An 18,665-nucleotide genomic window follows, 5' to 3' on the forward strand; every position below is an offset into this window, starting at 1 on the left:
GGGGTACGGACGATGCATCACGATTCCACGAACCCCGCCGTGATCCGGCCCGCGTTCATGCTGCGCGTCGCCGGGCTCCCGGTCGAGAGCGTGCGGGGCCTGCGCTGCCCCGAAAGCCGCCGCTGGGCCGACGACATCCTCGACGGGACCGAGCGGCTGAGCATCGCCGCGGGGACGGTCGGCGATCAGCTGCACGAACTGATCGGCGGCAGCGACGACGAGCCGCTGCGCCGCACGCTGCTGAAACTGCGCCGGGACGTCTTCAACAACCGGCTGCCGCAGACCGAATCGGCCGACCGCGCACTCGCCCTGGTCCGCTCCCTCGACCCGGCCGCCGGTGACACGCTCGCCGCCTGGCTGGAGGCCCGTCGCGGGCTCGACGAGCGCCGGAGCGCGGGCGCCGCCCTGCTCGCCGCCGAGACGGGCCGCAGCCGCGCCGAACTGCGCAGGCTGGCGGGGGAGGACCGGCTGCGCAAGGCACTGCTGCTGGCCTCGCCCACCCTGGACGCCCAGATCGACGCCTTCATCCACCGTACGGCGGACGGCCCGCCCGACAAGAAGCAGCGCAAGATCGAGCGTTCGCTGCTCTCCTACCTCTACCGGACGGTCTGCAAGACCAGCCCGTTCTCCACGTTCACCGGCGTCGCTCTCGGCTCGCTGGGCGGTGATGGCGGGCTGCGGGTCCAGGTCGGGGCGGACTGGCACGGACAGGTGCGGCTCAATGTCGTCGCCCTCGGCCGGCTCGCCGACGCCGTGATCGCCGACCCGGTGCGCCGCGCCGATCTGCCGGTCGCCCTCGCCTCCGGCTGGGGCCGCGACGACGACCGGGTGCGCTATGTGCGCCGCTGGGTCACGGCGGGCGACGACGACACCGCCGTCACGTTCGACGCGGTGAAGGACCGGCTGTTCTTCCTGCGGCGCAGCGGCACCCTGGAGCGCCTGCTCGGCCTGTTCGAGGAGCGCGGGACCCTCCGCTACGGGGAGCTGTCCGGCTGGCTCGCGAAGGACCGGGACGCCACCGAGGAGGAGTGCGCGCAGTACCTTCAGGCGCTCCTCGACCTCGGCATGGTCCAGGTGCCGTGCCTACGGACCGAGGTGCACGACACCGACCCGCTGCGCGCGTTCCAGGGTTCGCTGCGGGGCCTCGGGCGGCCCTGGGCGGACCGGCTCGCGGACCGGCTGAACGGGCCCGCCGCCCGCGTCGAGCGGTTCGCGGACGCCTCCCCGGAGGAACGCCGCGCGCTGCTGGGGGAGTTGCGGGACGAGCTGTGCCGCGTCCAGGAGGAGGAGTTGGGTGCCGTACGCGCCAAGGTCCCGCAGACCCTGCTGTACGAGGACGTGGCGGCGGGGCGGGGCGTGGAGCTGGACCCGGCGGCCTGGCAGGAGCTGGCGGCCCGGCCGCTGGGCGCGGTGGAGCGGATTCTGCCCGCGTTCGACCTGACGCTGCCGCAGCGGATCACCTTCCAGGGCTTCTTCCTGGCCCGGTACGGGCGGGGCGGGCGCTGCGACGACCTGCTGAAGCTGGTGCACGACTTCCACGAGGACTTCTTCGACCAGTACATGTCGTTCACCGCCGGGCACACCACGTTCGACGCCGAAGGCACCTACGTACCGGAGGTGAACTGGCTCGGCCAGCCGCAGCTCAAGGCCCTGGACGCGGCCCGGCAGACGTTCGTGGAGCGGATGCGGGCCCTGTGGGAGACGACGGGGCCCGGCTGCGCCGAGGTGAGCGTCGACGAGGGCTTCCTCGACGCCGTGGCCGACCAACTGGGCGCGATCGCACCCGGATTCGCGCCGATGAGCCACCATCTCCAGCTCGTGGACCGGCCCGATGACCCGCTGGTCGTCCTCAACCGTTCGTACGGCGGTGTGTCCTTCCCGTTCAGCCGGTTCACCCACCTCTTCGACGGCGTTCGGGGCTGTGAGGGACCCGGCGGAATGCCCGGCGACGGCGGTCTCCACGGCGGTCTCGACGGCAGCCTCCACGAAGGTCTCGACGGGCAGTTGCTGGCGGGCGCGGACGACATCGTGCCCGAAGGTGCCGTCCTCGCCGAGATCACCGGCGGCCCCGTCACCAGCAACCTCAACCTGCACGGGCGCCTCACCCGGTACGAGATCGTCTGCCCGGGGGAGAGGGGCACCCTGCCCGAGGAGTTCCGGCTCGACCTCGAAGACCTCCACCTCGTCCACGACCCGGACGGGGACCGGCTGGTCCTGCGCTCCACCCGGCTGGGGCGCGAGGTCATCCCGGTCTACCTCGGCTATCTCGTACCGCTGGCCCTGCCCGAACTGCCCCGTACCCTGCTGCTGCTCTCCCCGACCTCGATGGCCCCGGTCAACGTGTGGGGAGGCGTCCCCGAGGGGGCGCCGTCCGGTGGGGTGACCGGACGGCCGAGGGTGCGCCACGGCAGTGTCGTACTGAGCCGGCGCAGCTGGAGCGCGCCCGCCGCCGTGCTGCCGCTGCGGAAGCCGGGGACGGCCGAGGACGGCTGGTTCCTGGGCTGGCACGGCTTCCGGCGTGCGCACGGCCTGCCCGACCGGGTGTTCGTGACCGTGTCGGACAGCGGGGCACGGGGGGCGACCGGGGCCAAGCCGCAGTACCTCGACTTCGACAGCCCGCTGTCCCTGTCGGCGTTCGAGACGCTGCTCAAGTCCCCTCAGGCGCGCGCGGTGTTCCGGGAAATGCTGCCCGACGAGGACGCCCTGCACGCCGTGTCCGCCCGTGGCCGCCATGTCGCCGAACTGGCCGTGGAGACGGCCGTACCTGTCCCAAGGAGGACCCCGACCTCATGAACGTCCCCACCGCCGCGACCCCTTCCGCCGCTGCCGCGACCGCTTCGCCTGCCGCCGGGCCCGCCTCCCCGCAGACCGCCGTCACCTCCCCCGGACCCGGCGACTGGCAGGCCATGCACATCTTCTACGCGGCCAACCCGCGCCCGCTGCTCCTGCACTGCGTCCGCCCGCTGATCGACGGACTGGAGGCGGACGGCCTTCTCGCCGGGTACTTCTTCATCAACTACTGGCTGGAGGGACCGCACGTACGCCTGCGGCTCAGGCCCTCCTCACCGGCCGCCGGTGCGGAGGTGACGCGCCGCGCCGAGCAGGCCGTGGACGCCTTCCTGGCCGAGCGGCCCGCGCTGTACGAGGTGGACTCCGGCTTCCTCAACGACTTCTACAACACGCTCTTCGAGATCGAGTTCCCCGGCAGCGAGCGCGGTCACTACATGGACGACCAGGGCCGGATGAACCTGCGCCCCAACAACTCGCGCCATGCGCAGCCGTACGAGCCGGAGTACGGGAAGTACGGCGGTCCGGCCGGGATCGAGCTGGCCGAGTGGCACTTCCGGCACTCCAGCGACCTGGTCATCGACGCCTTCCGCTCCAAGAACCTCCACCTGCGCACCGTGCTGCTGGGCACGTCCGCCCAGCTGATGATGGTCATGTCCGCGACCTTCCTCCCGGACCGCGCGGAACTGGCGGACTACCTGGACAGTTACTACGAGTTCTGGCACCGGGCCTTCCCCGGCACCGGCTTCATCGGCACCGAGGAGTACGACCGCAACTACGCGTCGATGGCCGCCGGACTCACCACGCGCTTCGAGCGGATCATGGACGCCACCGCCGGGGCCGTCCGGGGGGAGGACCGGAGCCCGGCCGCCCTGCCCGGGTTCCTGGGCGGCTGGGCCGAGCACTGCGCCGAACTGCGCGACCGGGCCAGGAAGCTGACCGTCGACGGCGACCTCGTCTTCCGGTCCTGGGACGGTGAACGCGACGAGCTGGTCACCGACCCGGCCGCCTCGTTGCCGCTGCTCCTGTCCCCGTACATGCACATGACCAACAACCGTCTCCACGTCACCATCAGGGACGAGGCATACCTCAGCCATGTGCTGGGCCGCGCCCTGCGGGAGACCGGGTGAACGCCCCCGGGTCCGGGGCCGGGGCCCTGGCCGACTACCGTCCCGCGCTCCGGCCCCGGGTGCTGCTCAGCGACGCGCTGCTGTACGGCTCCGCGACCGTGCACCTCATCAAGGACACGGACAGCGGCACCTCCTTCAAGGTCGGCACCAAGGAGCACTTCCTCATCGCCCGGATGGACGGGGAGCGCAGCCTGAAGGAGATCGGGGAGGAGTACGCCGCCGAGTACGGGCGCAGGCTGGCGGACGCCAACTGGCAGCAGATCCTGCGGTTGCTGGGCACGCGCGGCCTGCTCGCCGGATCGCCCGCGCCCGCTTCAGCTGAAGATGCCGCGTCCGGTGCGCAGCCCGCACGGGGGATTCTGCGCGGCAGCATCCGGCTGGTCGCCGACGCGGACGCCACCACCGCCCGGCTGCACCGGGCGGTCGGCTTCCTGCTCGCTCCGGGCTGGCTGATACCGCTGCTGGCCCTCGTCGTGGCCATGGAGGTGGTACTGGCCTGGCGGGTCGGCGAACTGCTCATCGCCATACGGGAGTTGTTCACGAACCCGGTGCTGCTGACCGGAGCCGCCACCCTGCTCTGGATGAGCACGGCCCTGCACGAGCTGGCGCACGGGGTCGTCGCCCGGCACTACGGGGGCCGCGTCGCCGAGATCGGGCTGCGCTGGCGGCTGCCCGTCGTCATCATGTATTGCACGGTGGACAACTATCTTTACCTGGGCAGTCGTTGGCGAAGGATCGGCACGGCGGTCGCGGGCGCGGTGATGAACCTGGTCTTCCTGCTGCCGTTCTGCGCCCTGTGGCTGTTCGCCCCGCTCGACGACGCCACGCACGACGCGCTGGCCGGCCTGCTGCTGCTCGGCAGCGTCCAGGCGTTCGCGATGCTCGTACCCTTCCCGCCGCTGGACGGATACAAGATCGCGAGCCAGCTGGCCGGAGCGACCGGGCTCGCCGCCTCGGCCGGTACGTATCTGCGGCTCGTCACCCGCCGTGACCCGGCGGCGGCCGACTACCCGCGCCGGGCCCGGATCGCCTACACCGCCTACGGGCTCGGCTCGTTGCTCGTCCTCGCCGCGCTCGTCGCGGCGGTCGCGGCGGCCGCCCACCACCTGCTGACGGCCTGACGCATTTCCCCAAGGAGAGTTCCATGAGCGCCACCGCCCCCCGCCCCCCGAAGGATTCCCCCGACGCCCCGGCCGCCCCCGCCGCCCGCGCCGCCGCTCCCGCCCCCGCTCCCGACGCCCCGGCCGTCGCCCTGGACGGCGTACACAAGAGGTACGGCGACACCCGGGCCGTCGACGGGGTGTCCTTCACCGTGGCACGCGGGGAGTTCTTCGGTCTGCTCGGCCCCAACGGCGCGGGCAAGACGACACTCGTCGAGATCATGGAGGGCCAGCGCAGGGCCGACGCCGGAACGGTGACCGTCCTCGGCACGAGCCCCTGGCCGCGCAATGTCGCCCTGCTGCCCCGGCTCGGCGTGCAGACCCAGGCATCGGCGTTCTTCGTCCGGCTGACGGCCCGCGAGCACCTGTGCACCATGGCGGCCCTCTACCGCTGCGACGCGGCGGCGGCCGAGCGCGCACTCGCCTCCGTCGGGCTCACCGAACAGGGCGACACCCGGGTGGACGACCTCTCCGGCGGCCAGCGCCAACGGCTCGCCATCGCCTCCGCCCTGGTCCACGGCCCCGAACTGATCTTCCTGGACGAGCCGACCGCCGCCCTCGACCCGCAGGCCCGCCGCGCCCTGTGGCAGGTGCTCCGCGACCTCAAGGGCGCGGGCCGCACCATCGTCTACACCACCCACCACCTCGATGAGGCCGAGGCGCTCTGCGACCGCGTCGCGATCATGGTCGACGGGAAGGTCGCCGCCCTCGACAGCCCCGCCAGCCTGATCGCGGCGGGCAGCCCCACCACCCGCCTGCTGGTCCCGGCGGGCCGGCTCACACTCGCCGCCGCGCGGGCCATCCCCGGCGTCGACCGGGCGGAGGAGGAGGCCGACTCGATCGTGCTGGAGACCCTCGAATCGGGCCGGGTGCTGGCCGCCGTCGACGCGATCGCCGGACTCCAGGGCGTACAGACGCGCACCGCGAGCCTCGAAGACGTGTATCTGGCCCTGACCGGTGCGCCGCAGCCGTAAACGTCGCGCAGCCGTGGAGCCGCCCCGCAGCCGTAGACGCCGCGCAGCCGTAGAGCAGCCCCGGCCGCCCCTCCCTCCCCCCCCCAGAGCGATACGGAGTCACCCCCGATGAGCGCATACGCCGCGCTGAGCCAGGCCGGATACCGGGCCTGCACGCGTGACCGGACGACCCTCTTCTTCACCTTCGCCTTCCCACTGATCTTCCTGGTGGTCTTCGGGCTGATCTTCCACGGCCAGACGGTCGAGGAGAGCGGCAAGCCCTACATCAACTACATCGCCCCCGGCGTGCTGTCCTGGGGCGTCGGCAACGCCGCCGTCTTCGGCGTCGGCTTCACCCTCATGCAGTGGCGCCGCGACGACATCCTGCGGCTCATCCGGATGACCCCCACCCCGGTCTCCTCGGTGCTGGCCTCCCGCTACGTCCTGGCGCTCGGCATCGGAGCCGTACAGGCCGTGCTGTTCGTCGCCGTGGCCCTGCTGCCCTCGTTCGGCCTCGAACTGGACGGCCGCTGGCCGCTCGCGCTGCCGGTGCTGGTGCTCGGCATCACCGCGTTCCTCGCGATGGGCGTCATCGTCGGCAGCTACGCGAAGACACCGGAGGCGGTCGCCGCCGTCGCCAACTGCCTGATGATCCCGATGGCCTTCCTGTCCGGCTCGTTCTTCCCGCTGGACGCCATGCCGGGCTGGATGCAGAGCCTCTCCCGGGTCCTGCCGCTGCGCTACCTCAACGACGGGATCTCCGGCGCCGTCACCGGCCGCGGCTCCGTCGCCGACATTGGCATCGCCTGCGCGGTGCTCGCCGGATTCGCGCTCGTCCTCGGCGCGGTCGCGCTGAAGACCTTCCGCTGGAGCGACAAGTCATGACGACCACGACGGCGGCCGCGGCAGCGACGCCGCTCGACGCGGCACGCACCCACCTCCAGTCCGAACTGGCGGAGCGCCACGCCCGGTTGCCCGTATTCCCGGCTTCCCCGGCTTCCCCGCCTTCCTCGGTCTCCCCGCCTTCCCCGGTCTCCCCGTCCGGCGCGCACGCGCTGCCCGCCCCGCGCGTCGTCCCGCTCGGCGCCGCCGACACCCTCGGCTTCGGCCACCCGGACCCGTACGCCGCCGCCCGCCCGGCGGCGAACGTCCAGCTCACCGCCCGCGCGGTGCTGATCGGCCCCTGGGGCGGCGGGCCCGGCGCCACCGCCTGCGGCCAGTGCCTCGCCATGCGCTGGCAGCGGCTGCGCAGCCGTTCCGAGCGCGAGGCGCTCGAACTCGGCCATGAACCGCACGGCGCCACCCACTGGCCGGTGCTCACCGGCTACGCGCTGGACGCCGTCTGGGCCACGTACCGCGCCGTTATGGCCACCGACCGTGCCACCGACCGCATCGCCCACAGCGCCGCTTCGCCCGCCGACCGCGCCACCACCGAGGCCACCGAGGCCACCGAGGCCACCGAGGCCACTGGGGCCACTGGGGCCACCGAGGCGGACCGCGCGCTGCCGCAGGTCACCCGGATCGACCTCGGCACGCTCGCGACGGCCACCTTCCCGCTGCTGCCCGAACCGCTCTGCCCCGCCTGTGTGCACGAGGTGCCCGACACCGCGGCCGCCGCCCGGATGGAACTGGCCCCCACCCCCAAACCCGACCCGGACGGCTACCGGCTGCGCTCCCTCGACTCCTACCCCCTGCCGACCGCCGCCCTCGCCAACCCGGTCTGCGGCGCACTCGGCTCCGACACCTGGATCAACCCGGCGTCCACCACCACCGCACCGGTCGCCGGAACCCACTTCGTCCGCGGTTACGCCGGACTCAACGACGTCACCTGGAGCGGCCAGGCCAACCGGTACGCGACCAGTCGCACCCTCGCCTACCTGGAGGGCCTGGAACGGTACGCGGGCACCCACCGCAGACGCGGCACCTCACCCGTCGTCGACTCCTACACCAACCTCGCGGACCGGGCGCTGAACCCGGCGGACTGCGGCTTCTACGCCCCCGAGACCTACGCGCGGGACCACCTGGTCAGCCCGTTCGACCCGGACCGGGCGATCCCCTGGGTCTGGGGCCACTCGCTGCGGGACGACCGCCCCGTCCTCGTCCCCTCCCGGCTCGCGCACTACAGCGCCGGAGTCGAGGCCGACAACTTCGTCTTCGAGTGCTCCAACGGCTGTGCCACCGGCGGAAGTCTGGAGGAGGCCATCCTCTTCGGGCTCCTGGAACTCGTCGAGCGGGACGCCTTCCTGCTGGCCTGGTACGGGCGTGCCCGGCTGGCGGAGATCGACCTCGGCTCCTGCCGTTCCCCGGCCGTCCGCTCCATGCTCGACCGTGCCGCGCTGCACGGCTACGACGTGCACGCCTTCGATACGCGGATGGATCTGGCGGTACCGGTCGTCACCGCGCTCGCGGTGCGCCGGGACGGCGGGCCCGGCACCCTCTCGTTCAGCGCGGCGGCGGGCTTCGACCCGGAGGGCACCGTCGAGGCTGCCCTGTCCGAAGTCCTCACCTACATCCCGCACCTGCCCTACCAGGTGGCCGAGCGCCTGCCCGAACTGGAGCTGATGGCACAGGACTTCACCAAGGTGCTGCATCTCAAGGACCACGCCCAGCTCTACGGTCTGCCCTCGATGACCGGGCACGCCCGCGAATATCTGGAGCCCACCGCCGTCGCCCCGCTGGACGAGACGTTCGCCGACTGGCAGCCGCTGCGGCCCCGCACGGGCGACCTGCTGGACGATCTGGGGCTGCTGCGCGACCGGCTGACCGCGGCGGGGTACGACGTGATCGCCGTCGACCAGACCACGCCCGAGCAGCACCGGATGGGCCTGCACACGGTCTCCACCACCGTTCCGGGGCTGCTGCCGCTGGACTTCGGCTGGACCAGGCAGCGGGCGTTGCGCATGCCCCGGCTGCGTACCGCGCTACGGGCGGCGGGCCGCCGCCCCGACGACCTGCCGGAGGGGGAGATCAAGGCCGTCCCGCACCCGTTCCCGTGACGGCACCCGTTCCGGTCACCGCAGCCGCACGACCGGCAGCCCCCTCCGCCGACGGAGGGGGCTGCCGGAACGGCATCGCGGGCGCCGGTCCCGGTGGGGGATCAGGCGCAGCAGGAGGTGGTGCTGGTGGTGCTGGAACAGGTGGACGTCGACGAGGACGACGTCGAACCGGCGAGGACGACCTCGACCGCGTCCGAGTAGTCCGAGATCTCGAAGGTCTCCGACTCCAGCTCCAGGATCTCGTCGGCGAGGGTCGCGAGCTCAGTCTTCGGGGCCATGGTGTTCTCCCTGGTGTCACGGGGACCGGCCGGCTGCTCCGGCACTGTTCCCCTGCGGTGGGTCCATTGCAGGGGCAGCCGCTGTCAGATCGGCCCGGCTTTCGCTGTCACCCCGCTGGCATCCGGTGACAGCGGAACGGCCGCGTGCTGAAGGACGGTCGGCGCAGGCTCGTACGACGCGGACCGCTCGCACGTCCGAAGGAGACACGTACCGCTCGCACGTCCGAAGGAAAGAGGACCGACTCCATGTCCACACCCCTGCCGGTGCGGCACGCGGTGCTGCGCTCCGCGGTCGAGCTCTACCTCGACCTGCACGCCCACCCCGAACTCTCCGGAGCCGAGCACCGTACGGCCGGCCGCCTCGCGGACCGGCTGACCGAACACGGCTGTACGGTCACCCGTTCCGTGGGCGGCGGCCACGGTCTCGTCGGCGTCCTGCGCAACGGGCCGGGGCCGACCGTGATGCTCCGTACCGAACTCGACGCGCTGCCCGTGACCGAGCGCACCGGCCTGGCGTACGCGAGCACCGTCCCCGGGGTCATGCACGCCTGCGGCCACGATCTGCACATGGCGGCGCTGTCCGGTGCGGTGGCCGAACTCGCCGCCGCCCGGACCTCCTGGCGCGGCACCGTCCTGGTGGTGGGCCAGCCCGCCGAGGAGACCCTGACCGGGGCGCGGGCGATGCTGGACGACGGTCTGTACGAGCGGTTCGGCACCCCGGACGCGGTCCTCGCCCAGCACGCCGCACCGCTCCCGGCGGGCACGCTCGGCCACCCGGCCCCCGGCCCCGCCCCCCTGATGGCGGGAAGCGTCTGCGTCGATGTCACCGTGCACGGCCGGGGCGGTCACGCGGCCACCCCGCACCTCGCCGTCGACCCGGTCCTGACGGCCGCCGCGATCGTGCTGCGGCTCCAGTCCGTCGTCGCCCGGGAGACCTCCCCGGCCGAACAGGCCGTGCTGACCGTCGGCTCGATGCGGGCAGGGGAGCGGGGCAACATCATCCCGGACACGGCCGAACTGTCCCTGTGCATGAGGGCGTTCTCCGGCCCCGTGCTCGACCGGATGGAGGCCGCCGCCGAACGCATCGTCCGGGCCGAGTGCGTGGCGTCGGGCTGTCCCCGGGAACCGGACATCACGGTGACCGCGCGCTCGCCCGTACTCGTCCCCGACCCGGTGCTGACGGCCGCCGTGCGCGGGGCCCACGAGAGCCTGCTGGGACCGGACCGGGTCCTGGACTTCGGGACCACCACCGCCACGGAGGACTTCCCGTGGTTCGCGGAAGGGGGCGCGCCGACCGCGTACTGGATGCTCGGTGTGACCGGTGCCCGGCAGTGGCGCACGGCCCGCGCCGGGGGCGAACCCGTCCCGCCCAACCACGCCCCCGGGTTCGCCCCCGACGTCCGGACGGCGCTGCCCGCCGGGATCGGGGCGATGGTGTCGGCGGCCCGGCAGGTGCTGGGAGCCGGGCCGGGCGGCGGCGGGGAGGTGGCGTTATGAGGCCCGGCTGGACCGATGTGGCCGTCGTGCGCCGCGACCGTACCGCCCCGACCGGGGAGACCACCGTCGTACGACTGCTGGGCATGCTCCCGGCGCACTGGACCTGCTCGCCCGGGGCGGTCGGCCAGGACCGGGTGGTGCTGCGGGTCGAGCTGGGCGGGGGGACGGACGAGGCCGCGGTGCGGCTGGCGTTCGCGCGGGTGCTGTCCGACGCGGCGCTGCACGGCTGGACCAGGGAAGTCTGATCCCGGTGCCGGTGCCGGTGCCGGTGCCGGTGCCGGTGCTTCCCCCTCCCCCTCTCCCTCCCCGTCCCCTCCTCAGACCCAGCCGCGTTCCCGTGCCCGCAGGGCGGCCTGGGCCCGGCTCGTCGCGCCGAGTGTGTGCATCAGGTCGGCGACGTGCCGCCGGTAGGTCCGTACCGACACCCCCAGCTCACGGGCGCCCGACTCGTCCTTGCCCGCCGTGCACATCGACACCAGCACCCGCTGCTCGATGCCGGAGAGCCCGGTGCCCGCCGCGGCGTCGTGGGTGCCGCCCGCCGGTGCGAGATCCTCGGCCGCGTCCCAGATCTTCTCGAACAGGGCGATGATGTTGGAGACGAGACCGCTGCGGTGGGCGAGCAGCGCGCCCCGTGCGGTGTTGCGCGGGTCCAGCGGGACGAGCGCGGCTCTGCGGTCGTAGACGAGGAGCCGTTCCGCGGTCTCCGACGTCACCCGGATCGCGGCCCCGTGCGCGGCCAGTTCCCGCAGATACGCGGCCGTGGGCGGATCGTCGAGCGCGGTCCTGGCGACGACGTTGCGGATCCGGACCCCGCGGCGCAGACAGCGCAGGTCCAGCGGCCGGGAGCGGGCGATGTTCTCGGGCGACAGCTTGGTGTACGGCTCCACGGAGAGGATCTCGTCCCGGGCGAAGAAGGCGAGATCGTCGATCCGGTTACGTATCTGCGCCAGCCCTTCCAGTTGCTCGATGCCCTGCGGCGGGGGCGTCCGGGCCCCCTGCTCCGCGCGTAGACCGTCGATGACGTGCCGGGAGCGGGTGACGCGCTGGAGTTCCTGGTGCAGGGCGTGCAGTCGTAAGTCGACCAGCCGGGCCAGCGCGACCTCGGGATCGGTCGGGAAGATCCGCAGGTCGGTGCCCTCCGGATGGAGCAGCCCCAGCTCCTGGAGCCGGTCGATGCAGGCGCGGGCCGCCTCGGGCCCGGAGTGCAGCAGGAGGTGGAGATCGTCGGTGGCGGTGCCGGGATTGCGCAGGAAGTGCCGGTAGATCTCTTCCTCGGCCTCGGAGACCCCGAATACGGACATTTCGTTCTCGCCCACGTATGCCCCCGCTGCCTGGTGCTGTGTGGCCGCGCGCCGCCGGGGATCGCCCTGCGGTGCTGGTCGACGGCTGTTTCCCGGTTGCCCTGCTGCTACGCGTACTGCCGGCCGTGCCGCGCTGCCCGTGGTGCTGCTGGGACAGCTGTTTGTGCAATGGTCGGGCAAAGACTAGACGGTGGGATCACTCCTGTGAGGATCCCGGACGCAACTGTGTGCGGATGGGAGACGAACGGTGTGCGACCGGCGATGAGCGGCACGGATGGCGCGACGGGCGGCTTCCGGCCGGTGGCGGCGCCCCGGCGTCTCGTCGGGCACGCGGTGCTCACCGCCGGGTCGTAGTCTGGAACCCCCGGCCCGCTGGGGGCGTGGCCCGGATCGGCTGAGATCCGGCGGGCGCCCCAGGACGCGTGTCGGGCCCTTCGCGTTGCCCCTGGCAGCAGCCGGCTGTCAGCGAACCCTCATTACCCGGACGGAAGCCCTTCATGAGCCTGCACGGTCTGCTGGATGTCGTCGTACGAGACCCGGCTCTCGCCGAAGCGGTGAAGGCCGCCGCGGACGGCCACCGCATGCACGTCGACCTGGTGGGGCCTGCCGCCGCCCGCCCCTTCGCCGTGGCGGCCCTGGCCCGGCAGACCGGCCGGACCGTGCTGGCCGTCACCGCGACCGGCCGCGAGGCCGAGGACCTGGCGGCCGCGCTGCGCACCCTGCTGCCGCCGGACACCGTCGCGGAGTACCCGTCCTGGGAGACCCTGCCCCATGAGCGGCTCTCGCCGCGCTCGGACACCGTGGGCCGCCGCCTCGCCGTGCTGCGCCGCCTCGCCCACCCGCGGGCCGACGACCCGGAGACGGGGCCGGTCAGCGTGGTCGTCGCCCCGGTCCGTTCCGTACTGCAACCGCAGGTCAAGGGGCTCGGCGACCTGGAGCCGGTGGCGCTGACCAGCGGGCAGAACGCCGATCTGGGCGAGATCGTCGAGGCCCTCGCGGCAGCCGCGTACTCCCGGGTCGAACTGGTCGAGAAGCGCGGTGAGTTCGCCGTACGGGGCGGAATTCTGGACGTTTTCCCGCCGACCGAGGAACACCCCCTCCGGGTGGAGTTCTGGGGCGACGACGTCGAGGAGATCCGCTACTTCAAGATCGCCGACCAGCGCTCGCTGGAGGTCGCCGAACACGGCCTGTGGGCGGCGCCCTGCCGGGAGCTGCTGCTCACCGACGAGGTGCGGGAGCGGGCCGCGGCCCTCGCCGAGGCCCACCCCGAGCTGGGTGAACTGCTGGGGAAGATCGCCGAGGGGATCGCGGTCGAGGGCATGGAGTCCCTCGCCCCGGTGCTGGTGGACGAGATGGAACTGCTGCTCGACGTCCTGCCGAAGGACTCCATGGCGCTGGTCTGCGACCCGGAGCGGGTCCGTACGCGGGCCGCCGACCTGGTCACCACCAGCCAGGAGTTCCTTCAGGCGTCCTGGGCGGCGACGGCGGGCGGCGGCGAGGCCCCGATCGACGTGGGCGCGGCTTCGCTCTGGGGCATCGCGGACGTCCGGGACCGGGCGCGCGAGCTCTCGCTGATGTGGTGGTCCATCTCCCCGTTCGCGGCCGACGACGAGCTGGACGAGGACACCCTCAAGCTCGGGATGCACGCCCCGGAGTCGTACCGGGGCGACACCGCGCGGGCGCTGGCCGACACCAAGGGCTGGCTGGCCGACGGCTGGAGGACGGTGTACGTCACCGAGGGCCAGGGCCTCGCCACCCGTACGGTCGAGGTATTGGGCGGCGAGGGCATCCCGGCCCGTCTGGACCCGGACCTGGCGGAGATCTCGCCCTCGGTCGTCCATGTCTCCTGCGGGGCCATCGACCACGGCTTCGTGGACCCGGCGCTCCGGCTCGCCGTGCTGAGCGAGACGGACCTGACCGGTCAGCGCACGGCCACCAAGGACCTGGGCCGGATGCCGGCCCGCCGCAGGAAGACCATCGACCCGCTGACGCTGGAGGCGGGCGACTACATCGTCCACGAGCAGCACGGCGTCGGCCGGTACGTGGAGATGGTGCAGCGCACCGTCCAGGGCGCCACCCGCGAATACCTCCTGGTCGAGTACGCCCCCGCCAAGCGCGGGCAGCCGGGGGACCGCCTCTACATCCCGACGGACCAGCTGGAGCAGGTCACCAAGTACGTCGGCGGTGAGGCGCCCACCCTGCACCGGCTCGGTGGCGCCGACTGGACCAAGACCAAGCAGCGCGCCAAGAAGGCGGTGAAGGAGATCGCCGCCGACCTGATCAAGCTGTACTCGGCCCGGATGGCGGCCCCCGGCCACGCGTTCGGCGCGGACACCCCCTGGCAGCGCGAGCTGGAGGACGCCTTCCCGTACGCGGAGACGCCCGACCAGCTGTCCACGATCGCCGAGGTCAAGGAGGACATGGAGAAGACGGTTCCGATGGACCGTCTGATCTGCGGCGACGTCGGTTACGGCAAGACGGAGATCGCGGTCCGCGCGGCCTTCAAGGCGGTTCAGGACGGCAAGCAGGTGGCCGTCCTGGTGCCCACCACGCTCCTCGTCCAGCAGCATTACGGCACCTTCACCGAGCGCTACTCCCAATTCCCGGTCAGCGTGCGGGCGTTGAGCCGGTTCCAGTCGGAGACGGAGTCCAAGGCGACTCTGGAGGGGCTGAAGGACGGAGCCGTCGACCTGGTCATCGGCACGCACCGGCTGTTCTCCGCCGACACGAAGTTCAAGGACCTCGGGCTGGTCATCGTCGACGAGGAGCAGCGCTTCGGCGTCGAGCACAAGGAGCAGCTGAAGAAGCTCCGCGCCAACGTCGACGTGCTGACGATGTCCGCGACCCCCATTCCCCGTACGCTCGAAATGGCCGTGACGGGCATCCGCGAGATGTCCACGATCACCACCCCGCCGGAGGAGCGGCACCCGGTGCTGACCTTCGTCGGCCCGTACGAGGAGAAGCAGATCGGCGCGGCCATCCGGCGCGAACTGCTGCGCGAGGGCCAGGTCTTCTACATCCACAACCGCGTGGAGTCCATCGACCGGGCGGCCGCCAGGCTCCGCGAGATCGTCCCCGAGGCCCGGATCGCCACGGCGCACGGCCAGATGTCGGAACAGGCCCTGGAACAGGTGGTGGTGGACTTCTGGGAGAAGAAGTTCGACGTCCTGGTCTCCACGACGATCGTCGAGTCGGGCATCGACATCTCCAACGCCAACACCCTGATCGTGGAGCGCGGCGACAACTTCGGCCTCTCCCAGCTCCACCAGCTGCGCGGCCGGGTGGGCCGGGGCCGCGACCGCGGCTACGCCTACTTCCTGTACCCCCCGGAGAAGCCCCTCACGGAAACGGCCCACGAGCGCCTCGCCACGATCGCCCAGCACACCGAGATGGGCGCGGGCATGTACGTGGCGATGAAGGACCTCGAAATCCGCGGCGCGGGCAACCTCCTCGGCGGCGAGCAGTCCGGCCACATCGCGGGCGTCGGCTTCGACCTGTACGTCCGCATGGTCGGCGAGGCGGTCGCCGACTACCGGGCCCAGATGGAGGGCGGCGAGCAGGAGGAGCCGCCGCTGGAGGTCAAGATCGAGCTCCCGGTCGACGCCCACGTCCCGCACGACTACGCCCCCGGCGAGCGGCTGCGCCTCCAGGCGTACCGCGCCATCGCCTCCGCCAATACGGAGGACGACATCAGGGCGGTCCGCGAGGAACTCACCGACCGCTACGGCAAGCTCCCCGAACCGGTCGAGAACCTCCTCCTGGTCGCCGGCCTGCGCATGCTGGCCCGCGCTTGCGGAGTCGGCGAGATCGTCCTCCAGGGCTCGAACATCCGCTTCGCCCCGGTGGAACTGCGCGAGTCGCAGGAGCTGCGCCTGAAGCGGCTCCACCCGAAGACGGTAGTCAAACCGGCCGCCCACCAGATCCTGGTCCCCCGCCCCACGGCGGGCAGGATCGGCGGCAAGCCGGTGGTGGGCCGCGAACTGCTGTCGTGGACAGGGGAGTTCCTGACGACGATCCTGGGGTCGTAGAGCCTGCCGCTTTGCATCGCAGTACGGCCCCGCCAAGCATCCGGCGGGGCCGTTTCCGTCAGAGGCGGTGGTGCGGCGAGGGGGCCTTGAAGGCGAGCCACACGGGCTTGCCGACGACGTGCTCATCGACCCCGAAATCGGCGGCCAGTTCGTTGACCAGGTATAAGCCGCGTCCGGTACAGGCGCCTTCGTCGGCCAGCCGGATCGCGGGACGGCCCGAACCGCTGTCCCGCACTTCGAGTCGTACGAGCCCTTCTGTGGCGTGGAGGCGTACGGAGAACTCCCTGCCCGGCGGCACACCGTGGAGCAACGCGTTCGTGGCGAGTTCCGAGACGCGGAGCGCTATGTCTTCGATCAGGGACAGGAGCCTCCACTCCGTGAGGACGCTGACGACGAAGTCGCGTGAGGCACCGACAGATGTGCGTTGTCGGGGGAAGCGCCGTTGCTGCGACAGAGACACGGTGGTTCACCGCCTTGCGCGTGGGCCGTAACGCGCACATCGTACTGCTATTCACGAAAAGCGGCAAGGTAGTCTTGGGGAGTTCGAACGCTTCACCTACCGTGGGCATCGGTGGGGTCCTGCGGGCAGGCTGTGAAAGGGAAAGCCATGGGTGACGGTGAGGGGATCAGTACCTCCGCGCGGTATCTGGCTCCATCCGCCCCGGGGCAGGGTGACGCGTGGGGCAGGGAGGCGGCGGCCGAAGGGCGTCGCGGCAGCCAGCGGATCGTGCAGGCGGGGGAGGTGGCCGCACCGGAGCAAGTGGCGGATCTCTTCGGACTGGCGCGCGGCGATTACGTCGTCGCGCGTCGACGGATCATGTATCTCGACGGCGAGCCGTGCGAGTTGACCGACACGTACTACCCCGTGGGGATCGGACGCGGCACGGGACTGGCCGGAAAGGGCAGGATTCCGGGCGGCGCCATCCGGCTGCTTGCCGATCTCGGGCATGTCGGCGTCCGCGCACAGGAGGACGTGACCGCCCGGATGCCGACGGCCGGTGAGCGGGAAGCCCTGGCGCTGGAGGCGGGTGAGCCCGTACTTCAGCTGACGCGACTCACCCTGGACAGTGACGGCAGGCCGATTCAGGCCGACGTGATGGTCATGCCGCCGCGAGGGCAGCGGCTGCGGTACGAGATCAGGATCGGATGACTGTGCCACGAGCGGAGAACGAAGCCGAGGACCGCCGGTCGCTTCATGAGCGGATCGCGGCCGACCTACGGGACGAGATCATGTCCGGCGATCTCGCGCCGGGTGCCAGCCTGCCTTCCACCGTGCAGCTGAAGGCCCGGTTCTCCGCCTCCAACGCCACGGTGCAAAAGGCATTGCAACTTCTCAAGGGTGAAGGGCTGGTGGTCGGCAGAGCGGGAGCGGCGGTCACAGTTCGCGAGCACCGGCAACAGACGATCCGTCCCGCCTCCTATATGGCTCCGGCCGGCCCCGGGGAGCCGTATCGCCGGCTTGCCGAAGCCGCGAAGACCGGGGTCAGGGCCCACAGCGCGCTTCTGGATGTCGCCGAGGTCGAGCCTCCGGCGGATGTCACTGCTGCGCTGAGGCTTGAACCCCGTGGCACGGCGGTTCTCCGACGTCAGCTGCTGTCGATCGATGGCGAGCCTGCGGAACTCGTCTCGTCGTACTACCCCCTCGGTATCGCGCGCGGCACCGCGATCACCGAGCGTCGGAAGATCCCTGGTGGAACGCCCACACTCCTCGCGGAGTTGGGACATCCACCGCGTCTCAGTGTCGACCGGGTCTCCGCACGCATTCCCACCCAGGAGCAGTACCGGGCGCTCAGGCTGCCTGGCGGGCTGCCGGTTCTGCGGACCCTGCGTGTTGTCTACAGCGATGACGAACGGCCCATCGAGGCGACGGTGATGGTGAAGGCGGGCCATCTGTACGAGGTGCAGTACGCGTTCGTACCCGAGTGACGGGCACTCGGGTCGGCTATTCGTCCACGGTCGACGCGGGAATGAACAGCAGTTCCGTCAGGGCGCGGAAGACCTCCTCCGGGTGCTGTTCGGCCATCGGGCCGGTCAGGTTGCCGCTGAGCAGCAACGTCGCGAAGCCGTGGGCCAGTGACCAGGCGGCCACGCCCGCGAGTCGGGGGTCCTCGCCCCGGCCCGACGCGGGGAGCCCGGCGATGCCCTCGGTCAGTGCCTCGGTGGCGCGGGCCTTTGCCGCGAGCAGGTCCGGGGCGTCGGCGCGGTAGAGGTCCGGCTGGAACATCACCTGGAAGTGCGCGGGGTGCTCCGTCGCGAACCGTACGTACCGCACGCCCCGCTCCCGGAGGTCCGGCGCGGCGGCCAGTGCGTCGGCGAACAGCCCGTACCCCTCCGTGGCGATCGCGGTGAGCAGGCCGGTGCGGTCCTTGAAGTGGTGGGCCGGGGCGGCGTGCGAGACGCCCGCCCGGCGGGCCAGGTCGCGCAGGCTCAGGGCGGCGGGGCCGTCGGTGGCGATGACGTCCAGGGCGGCGGTCAGGATGGCGCGCCGCAGGTCGCCGTGGTGATAGGTGCGTTCGCTGCTCATGCCAGCACCGT

At 72.0% G+C, this 18,665-nt stretch carries 15 protein-coding genes; 11 read left to right on the forward strand and 4 right to left on the reverse strand.

Going from position 1 to position 18,665, the window contains the following annotated elements; translation table 11 throughout:
* Positions 1-12 precede the first annotated feature (12 nt).
* The 6 genes from OG413_RS15240 (at position 13) to OG413_RS15265 (ending at position 9,026) form a co-directional block, all read left to right on the forward strand.
* The gene (locus OG413_RS15240; protein WP_266805943.1) at positions 13-2,793 is read left to right on the forward strand and encodes a lantibiotic dehydratase; all 2,781 of its coding nucleotides are present in this window, start codon (positions 13-15) and stop codon (positions 2,791-2,793) included.
* A gap of 113 nt (positions 2,794-2,906) precedes the next feature.
* Entirely contained in the window at positions 2,907-3,917 is a 1,011-nt protein-coding gene (locus tag OG413_RS15245) for a lantibiotic dehydratase C-terminal domain-containing protein (RefSeq protein WP_266810164.1), read from the forward strand.
* The gene (locus OG413_RS15250) at positions 3,914-5,038 is read left to right on the forward strand and encodes a site-2 protease family protein (protein WP_266805945.1); all 1,125 of its coding nucleotides are present in this window, start codon (positions 3,914-3,916) and stop codon (positions 5,036-5,038) included. Before OG413_RS15245 ends, OG413_RS15250 begins: the two co-directional genes overlap by 4 nt.
* Positions 5,039-5,061: 23 nt before the next feature.
* Positions 5,062-6,051, forward strand: a complete 990-nt coding sequence (locus tag OG413_RS15255; RefSeq protein ID WP_266805947.1) for an ABC transporter ATP-binding protein — start codon at positions 5,062-5,064, stop codon at positions 6,049-6,051.
* Between the two features lie 108 nt (positions 6,052-6,159).
* Positions 6,160-6,915: an ABC transporter permease gene (locus OG413_RS15260; RefSeq protein ID WP_266805948.1), complete on the forward strand. Its 756-nt coding sequence runs from the start codon at positions 6,160-6,162 to the stop codon at positions 6,913-6,915.
* The gene (locus OG413_RS15265) at positions 6,912-9,026 is read left to right on the forward strand and encodes a TOMM precursor leader peptide-binding protein (RefSeq protein ID WP_266805950.1); all 2,115 of its coding nucleotides are present in this window, start codon (positions 6,912-6,914) and stop codon (positions 9,024-9,026) included. The genes OG413_RS15260 and OG413_RS15265 overlap by 4 nt, the downstream gene beginning before the upstream one ends.
* Positions 9,027-9,127: 101 nt before the next feature.
* Here the strand turns inward: OG413_RS15265 and OG413_RS15270 are convergent, their stop codons facing one another.
* A complete protein-coding gene (locus OG413_RS15270) occupies positions 9,128-9,304 on the reverse strand; it encodes a thiazolylpeptide-type bacteriocin (protein WP_073726004.1) in 177 nt (58 codons plus the stop codon).
* Positions 9,305-9,550: 246 nt separating this feature from the next.
* On the opposite strand from OG413_RS15270, the gene OG413_RS15275 reads away from it, so the two are divergent.
* Positions 9,551-10,801, forward strand: coding sequence for an amidohydrolase (locus OG413_RS15275; protein WP_266805952.1), 1,251 nt, complete (start codon positions 9,551-9,553; stop codon positions 10,799-10,801).
* Positions 10,798-11,046, forward strand: coding sequence for a hypothetical protein (locus OG413_RS15280; protein ID WP_266805953.1), 249 nt, complete (start codon positions 10,798-10,800; stop codon positions 11,044-11,046). The genes OG413_RS15275 and OG413_RS15280 overlap by 4 nt, the downstream gene beginning before the upstream one ends.
* Before the next feature lie 72 nt (positions 11,047-11,118).
* Here the strand turns inward: OG413_RS15280 and OG413_RS15285 are convergent, their stop codons facing one another.
* On the reverse strand, positions 11,119-12,117 hold the full coding sequence (locus OG413_RS15285; protein ID WP_266805954.1) for a helix-turn-helix transcriptional regulator: 999 nt from the start codon (positions 12,115-12,117) through the stop codon (positions 11,119-11,121).
* 482 nt (positions 12,118-12,599) lie between these two features.
* Here OG413_RS15285 and mfd point away from each other — a divergent pair, with 482 nt between their 5' ends.
* On the forward strand, positions 12,600-16,130 hold the full coding sequence (gene mfd, locus OG413_RS15290) for a transcription-repair coupling factor (RefSeq protein WP_266805955.1): 3,531 nt from the start codon (positions 12,600-12,602) through the stop codon (positions 16,128-16,130).
* 58 nt (positions 16,131-16,188) lie between these two features.
* Here mfd and OG413_RS15295 read toward each other — a convergent pair whose 3' ends face one another.
* Positions 16,189-16,590 carry an ATP-binding protein gene (locus tag OG413_RS15295; RefSeq protein ID WP_266805957.1) on the reverse strand — a complete coding sequence of 134 codons (402 nt, stop codon included), beginning with the start codon at positions 16,588-16,590 and terminating at the stop codon, positions 16,189-16,191.
* Positions 16,591-16,737: 147 nt separating this feature from the next.
* On the opposite strand from OG413_RS15295, the gene OG413_RS15300 reads away from it, so the two are divergent.
* Positions 16,738-17,280, forward strand: coding sequence for a GntR family transcriptional regulator (locus OG413_RS15300; RefSeq protein WP_266805959.1), 543 nt, complete (start codon positions 16,738-16,740; stop codon positions 17,278-17,280).
* Positions 17,277-18,056, forward strand: a complete 780-nt coding sequence (locus OG413_RS15305; RefSeq protein ID WP_266805961.1) for a GntR family transcriptional regulator — start codon at positions 17,277-17,279, stop codon at positions 18,054-18,056. Before OG413_RS15300 ends, OG413_RS15305 begins: the two co-directional genes overlap by 4 nt.
* A 16-nt stretch (positions 18,057-18,072) precedes the next feature.
* Here the strand turns inward: OG413_RS15305 and OG413_RS15310 are convergent, their stop codons facing one another.
* A complete protein-coding gene (locus OG413_RS15310; RefSeq protein ID WP_266805962.1) occupies positions 18,073-18,654 on the reverse strand; it encodes a TetR/AcrR family transcriptional regulator in 582 nt (193 codons plus the stop codon).
* Positions 18,655-18,665 lie beyond the last annotated feature (11 nt).

It is taken from the genome of Streptomyces sp. NBC_01433, from assembly GCF_026340105.1.
GTDB lineage: Bacteria > Actinomycetota > Actinomycetes > Streptomycetales > Streptomycetaceae > Streptomyces.

Coding starts and splice junctions, on each gene's coding strand:
- OG413_RS15270 (WP_073726004.1), bottom strand. CDS start 9,304: ATGGCCCCGAAGACTGAGCTCGCGACCCTCGCCGACGAGATCCTGGAG.
- mfd (WP_266805955.1), top strand. CDS start 12,600: ATGAGCCTGCACGGTCTGCTGGATGTCGTCGTACGAGACCCGGCTCTC.
- OG413_RS15310 (WP_266805962.1), bottom strand. CDS start 18,654: ATGAGCAGCGAACGCACCTATCACCACGGCGACCTGCGGCGCGCCATC.
- OG413_RS15265 (WP_266805950.1), top strand. CDS start 6,912: ATGACGACCACGACGGCGGCCGCGGCAGCGACGCCGCTCGACGCGGCA.
- OG413_RS15275 (WP_266805952.1), top strand. CDS start 9,551: ATGTCCACACCCCTGCCGGTGCGGCACGCGGTGCTGCGCTCCGCGGTC.
- OG413_RS15255 (WP_266805947.1), top strand. CDS start 5,062: ATGAGCGCCACCGCCCCCCGCCCCCCGAAGGATTCCCCCGACGCCCCG.
- OG413_RS15245 (WP_266810164.1), top strand. CDS start 2,907: ATGCACATCTTCTACGCGGCCAACCCGCGCCCGCTGCTCCTGCACTGC.
- OG413_RS15305 (WP_266805961.1), top strand. CDS start 17,277: ATGACTGTGCCACGAGCGGAGAACGAAGCCGAGGACCGCCGGTCGCTT.
- OG413_RS15240 (WP_266805943.1), top strand. CDS start 13: ATGCATCACGATTCCACGAACCCCGCCGTGATCCGGCCCGCGTTCATG.
- OG413_RS15260 (WP_266805948.1), top strand. CDS start 6,160: ATGAGCGCATACGCCGCGCTGAGCCAGGCCGGATACCGGGCCTGCACG.
- OG413_RS15280 (WP_266805953.1), top strand. CDS start 10,798: ATGAGGCCCGGCTGGACCGATGTGGCCGTCGTGCGCCGCGACCGTACC.
- OG413_RS15300 (WP_266805959.1), top strand. CDS start 16,738: ATGGGTGACGGTGAGGGGATCAGTACCTCCGCGCGGTATCTGGCTCCA.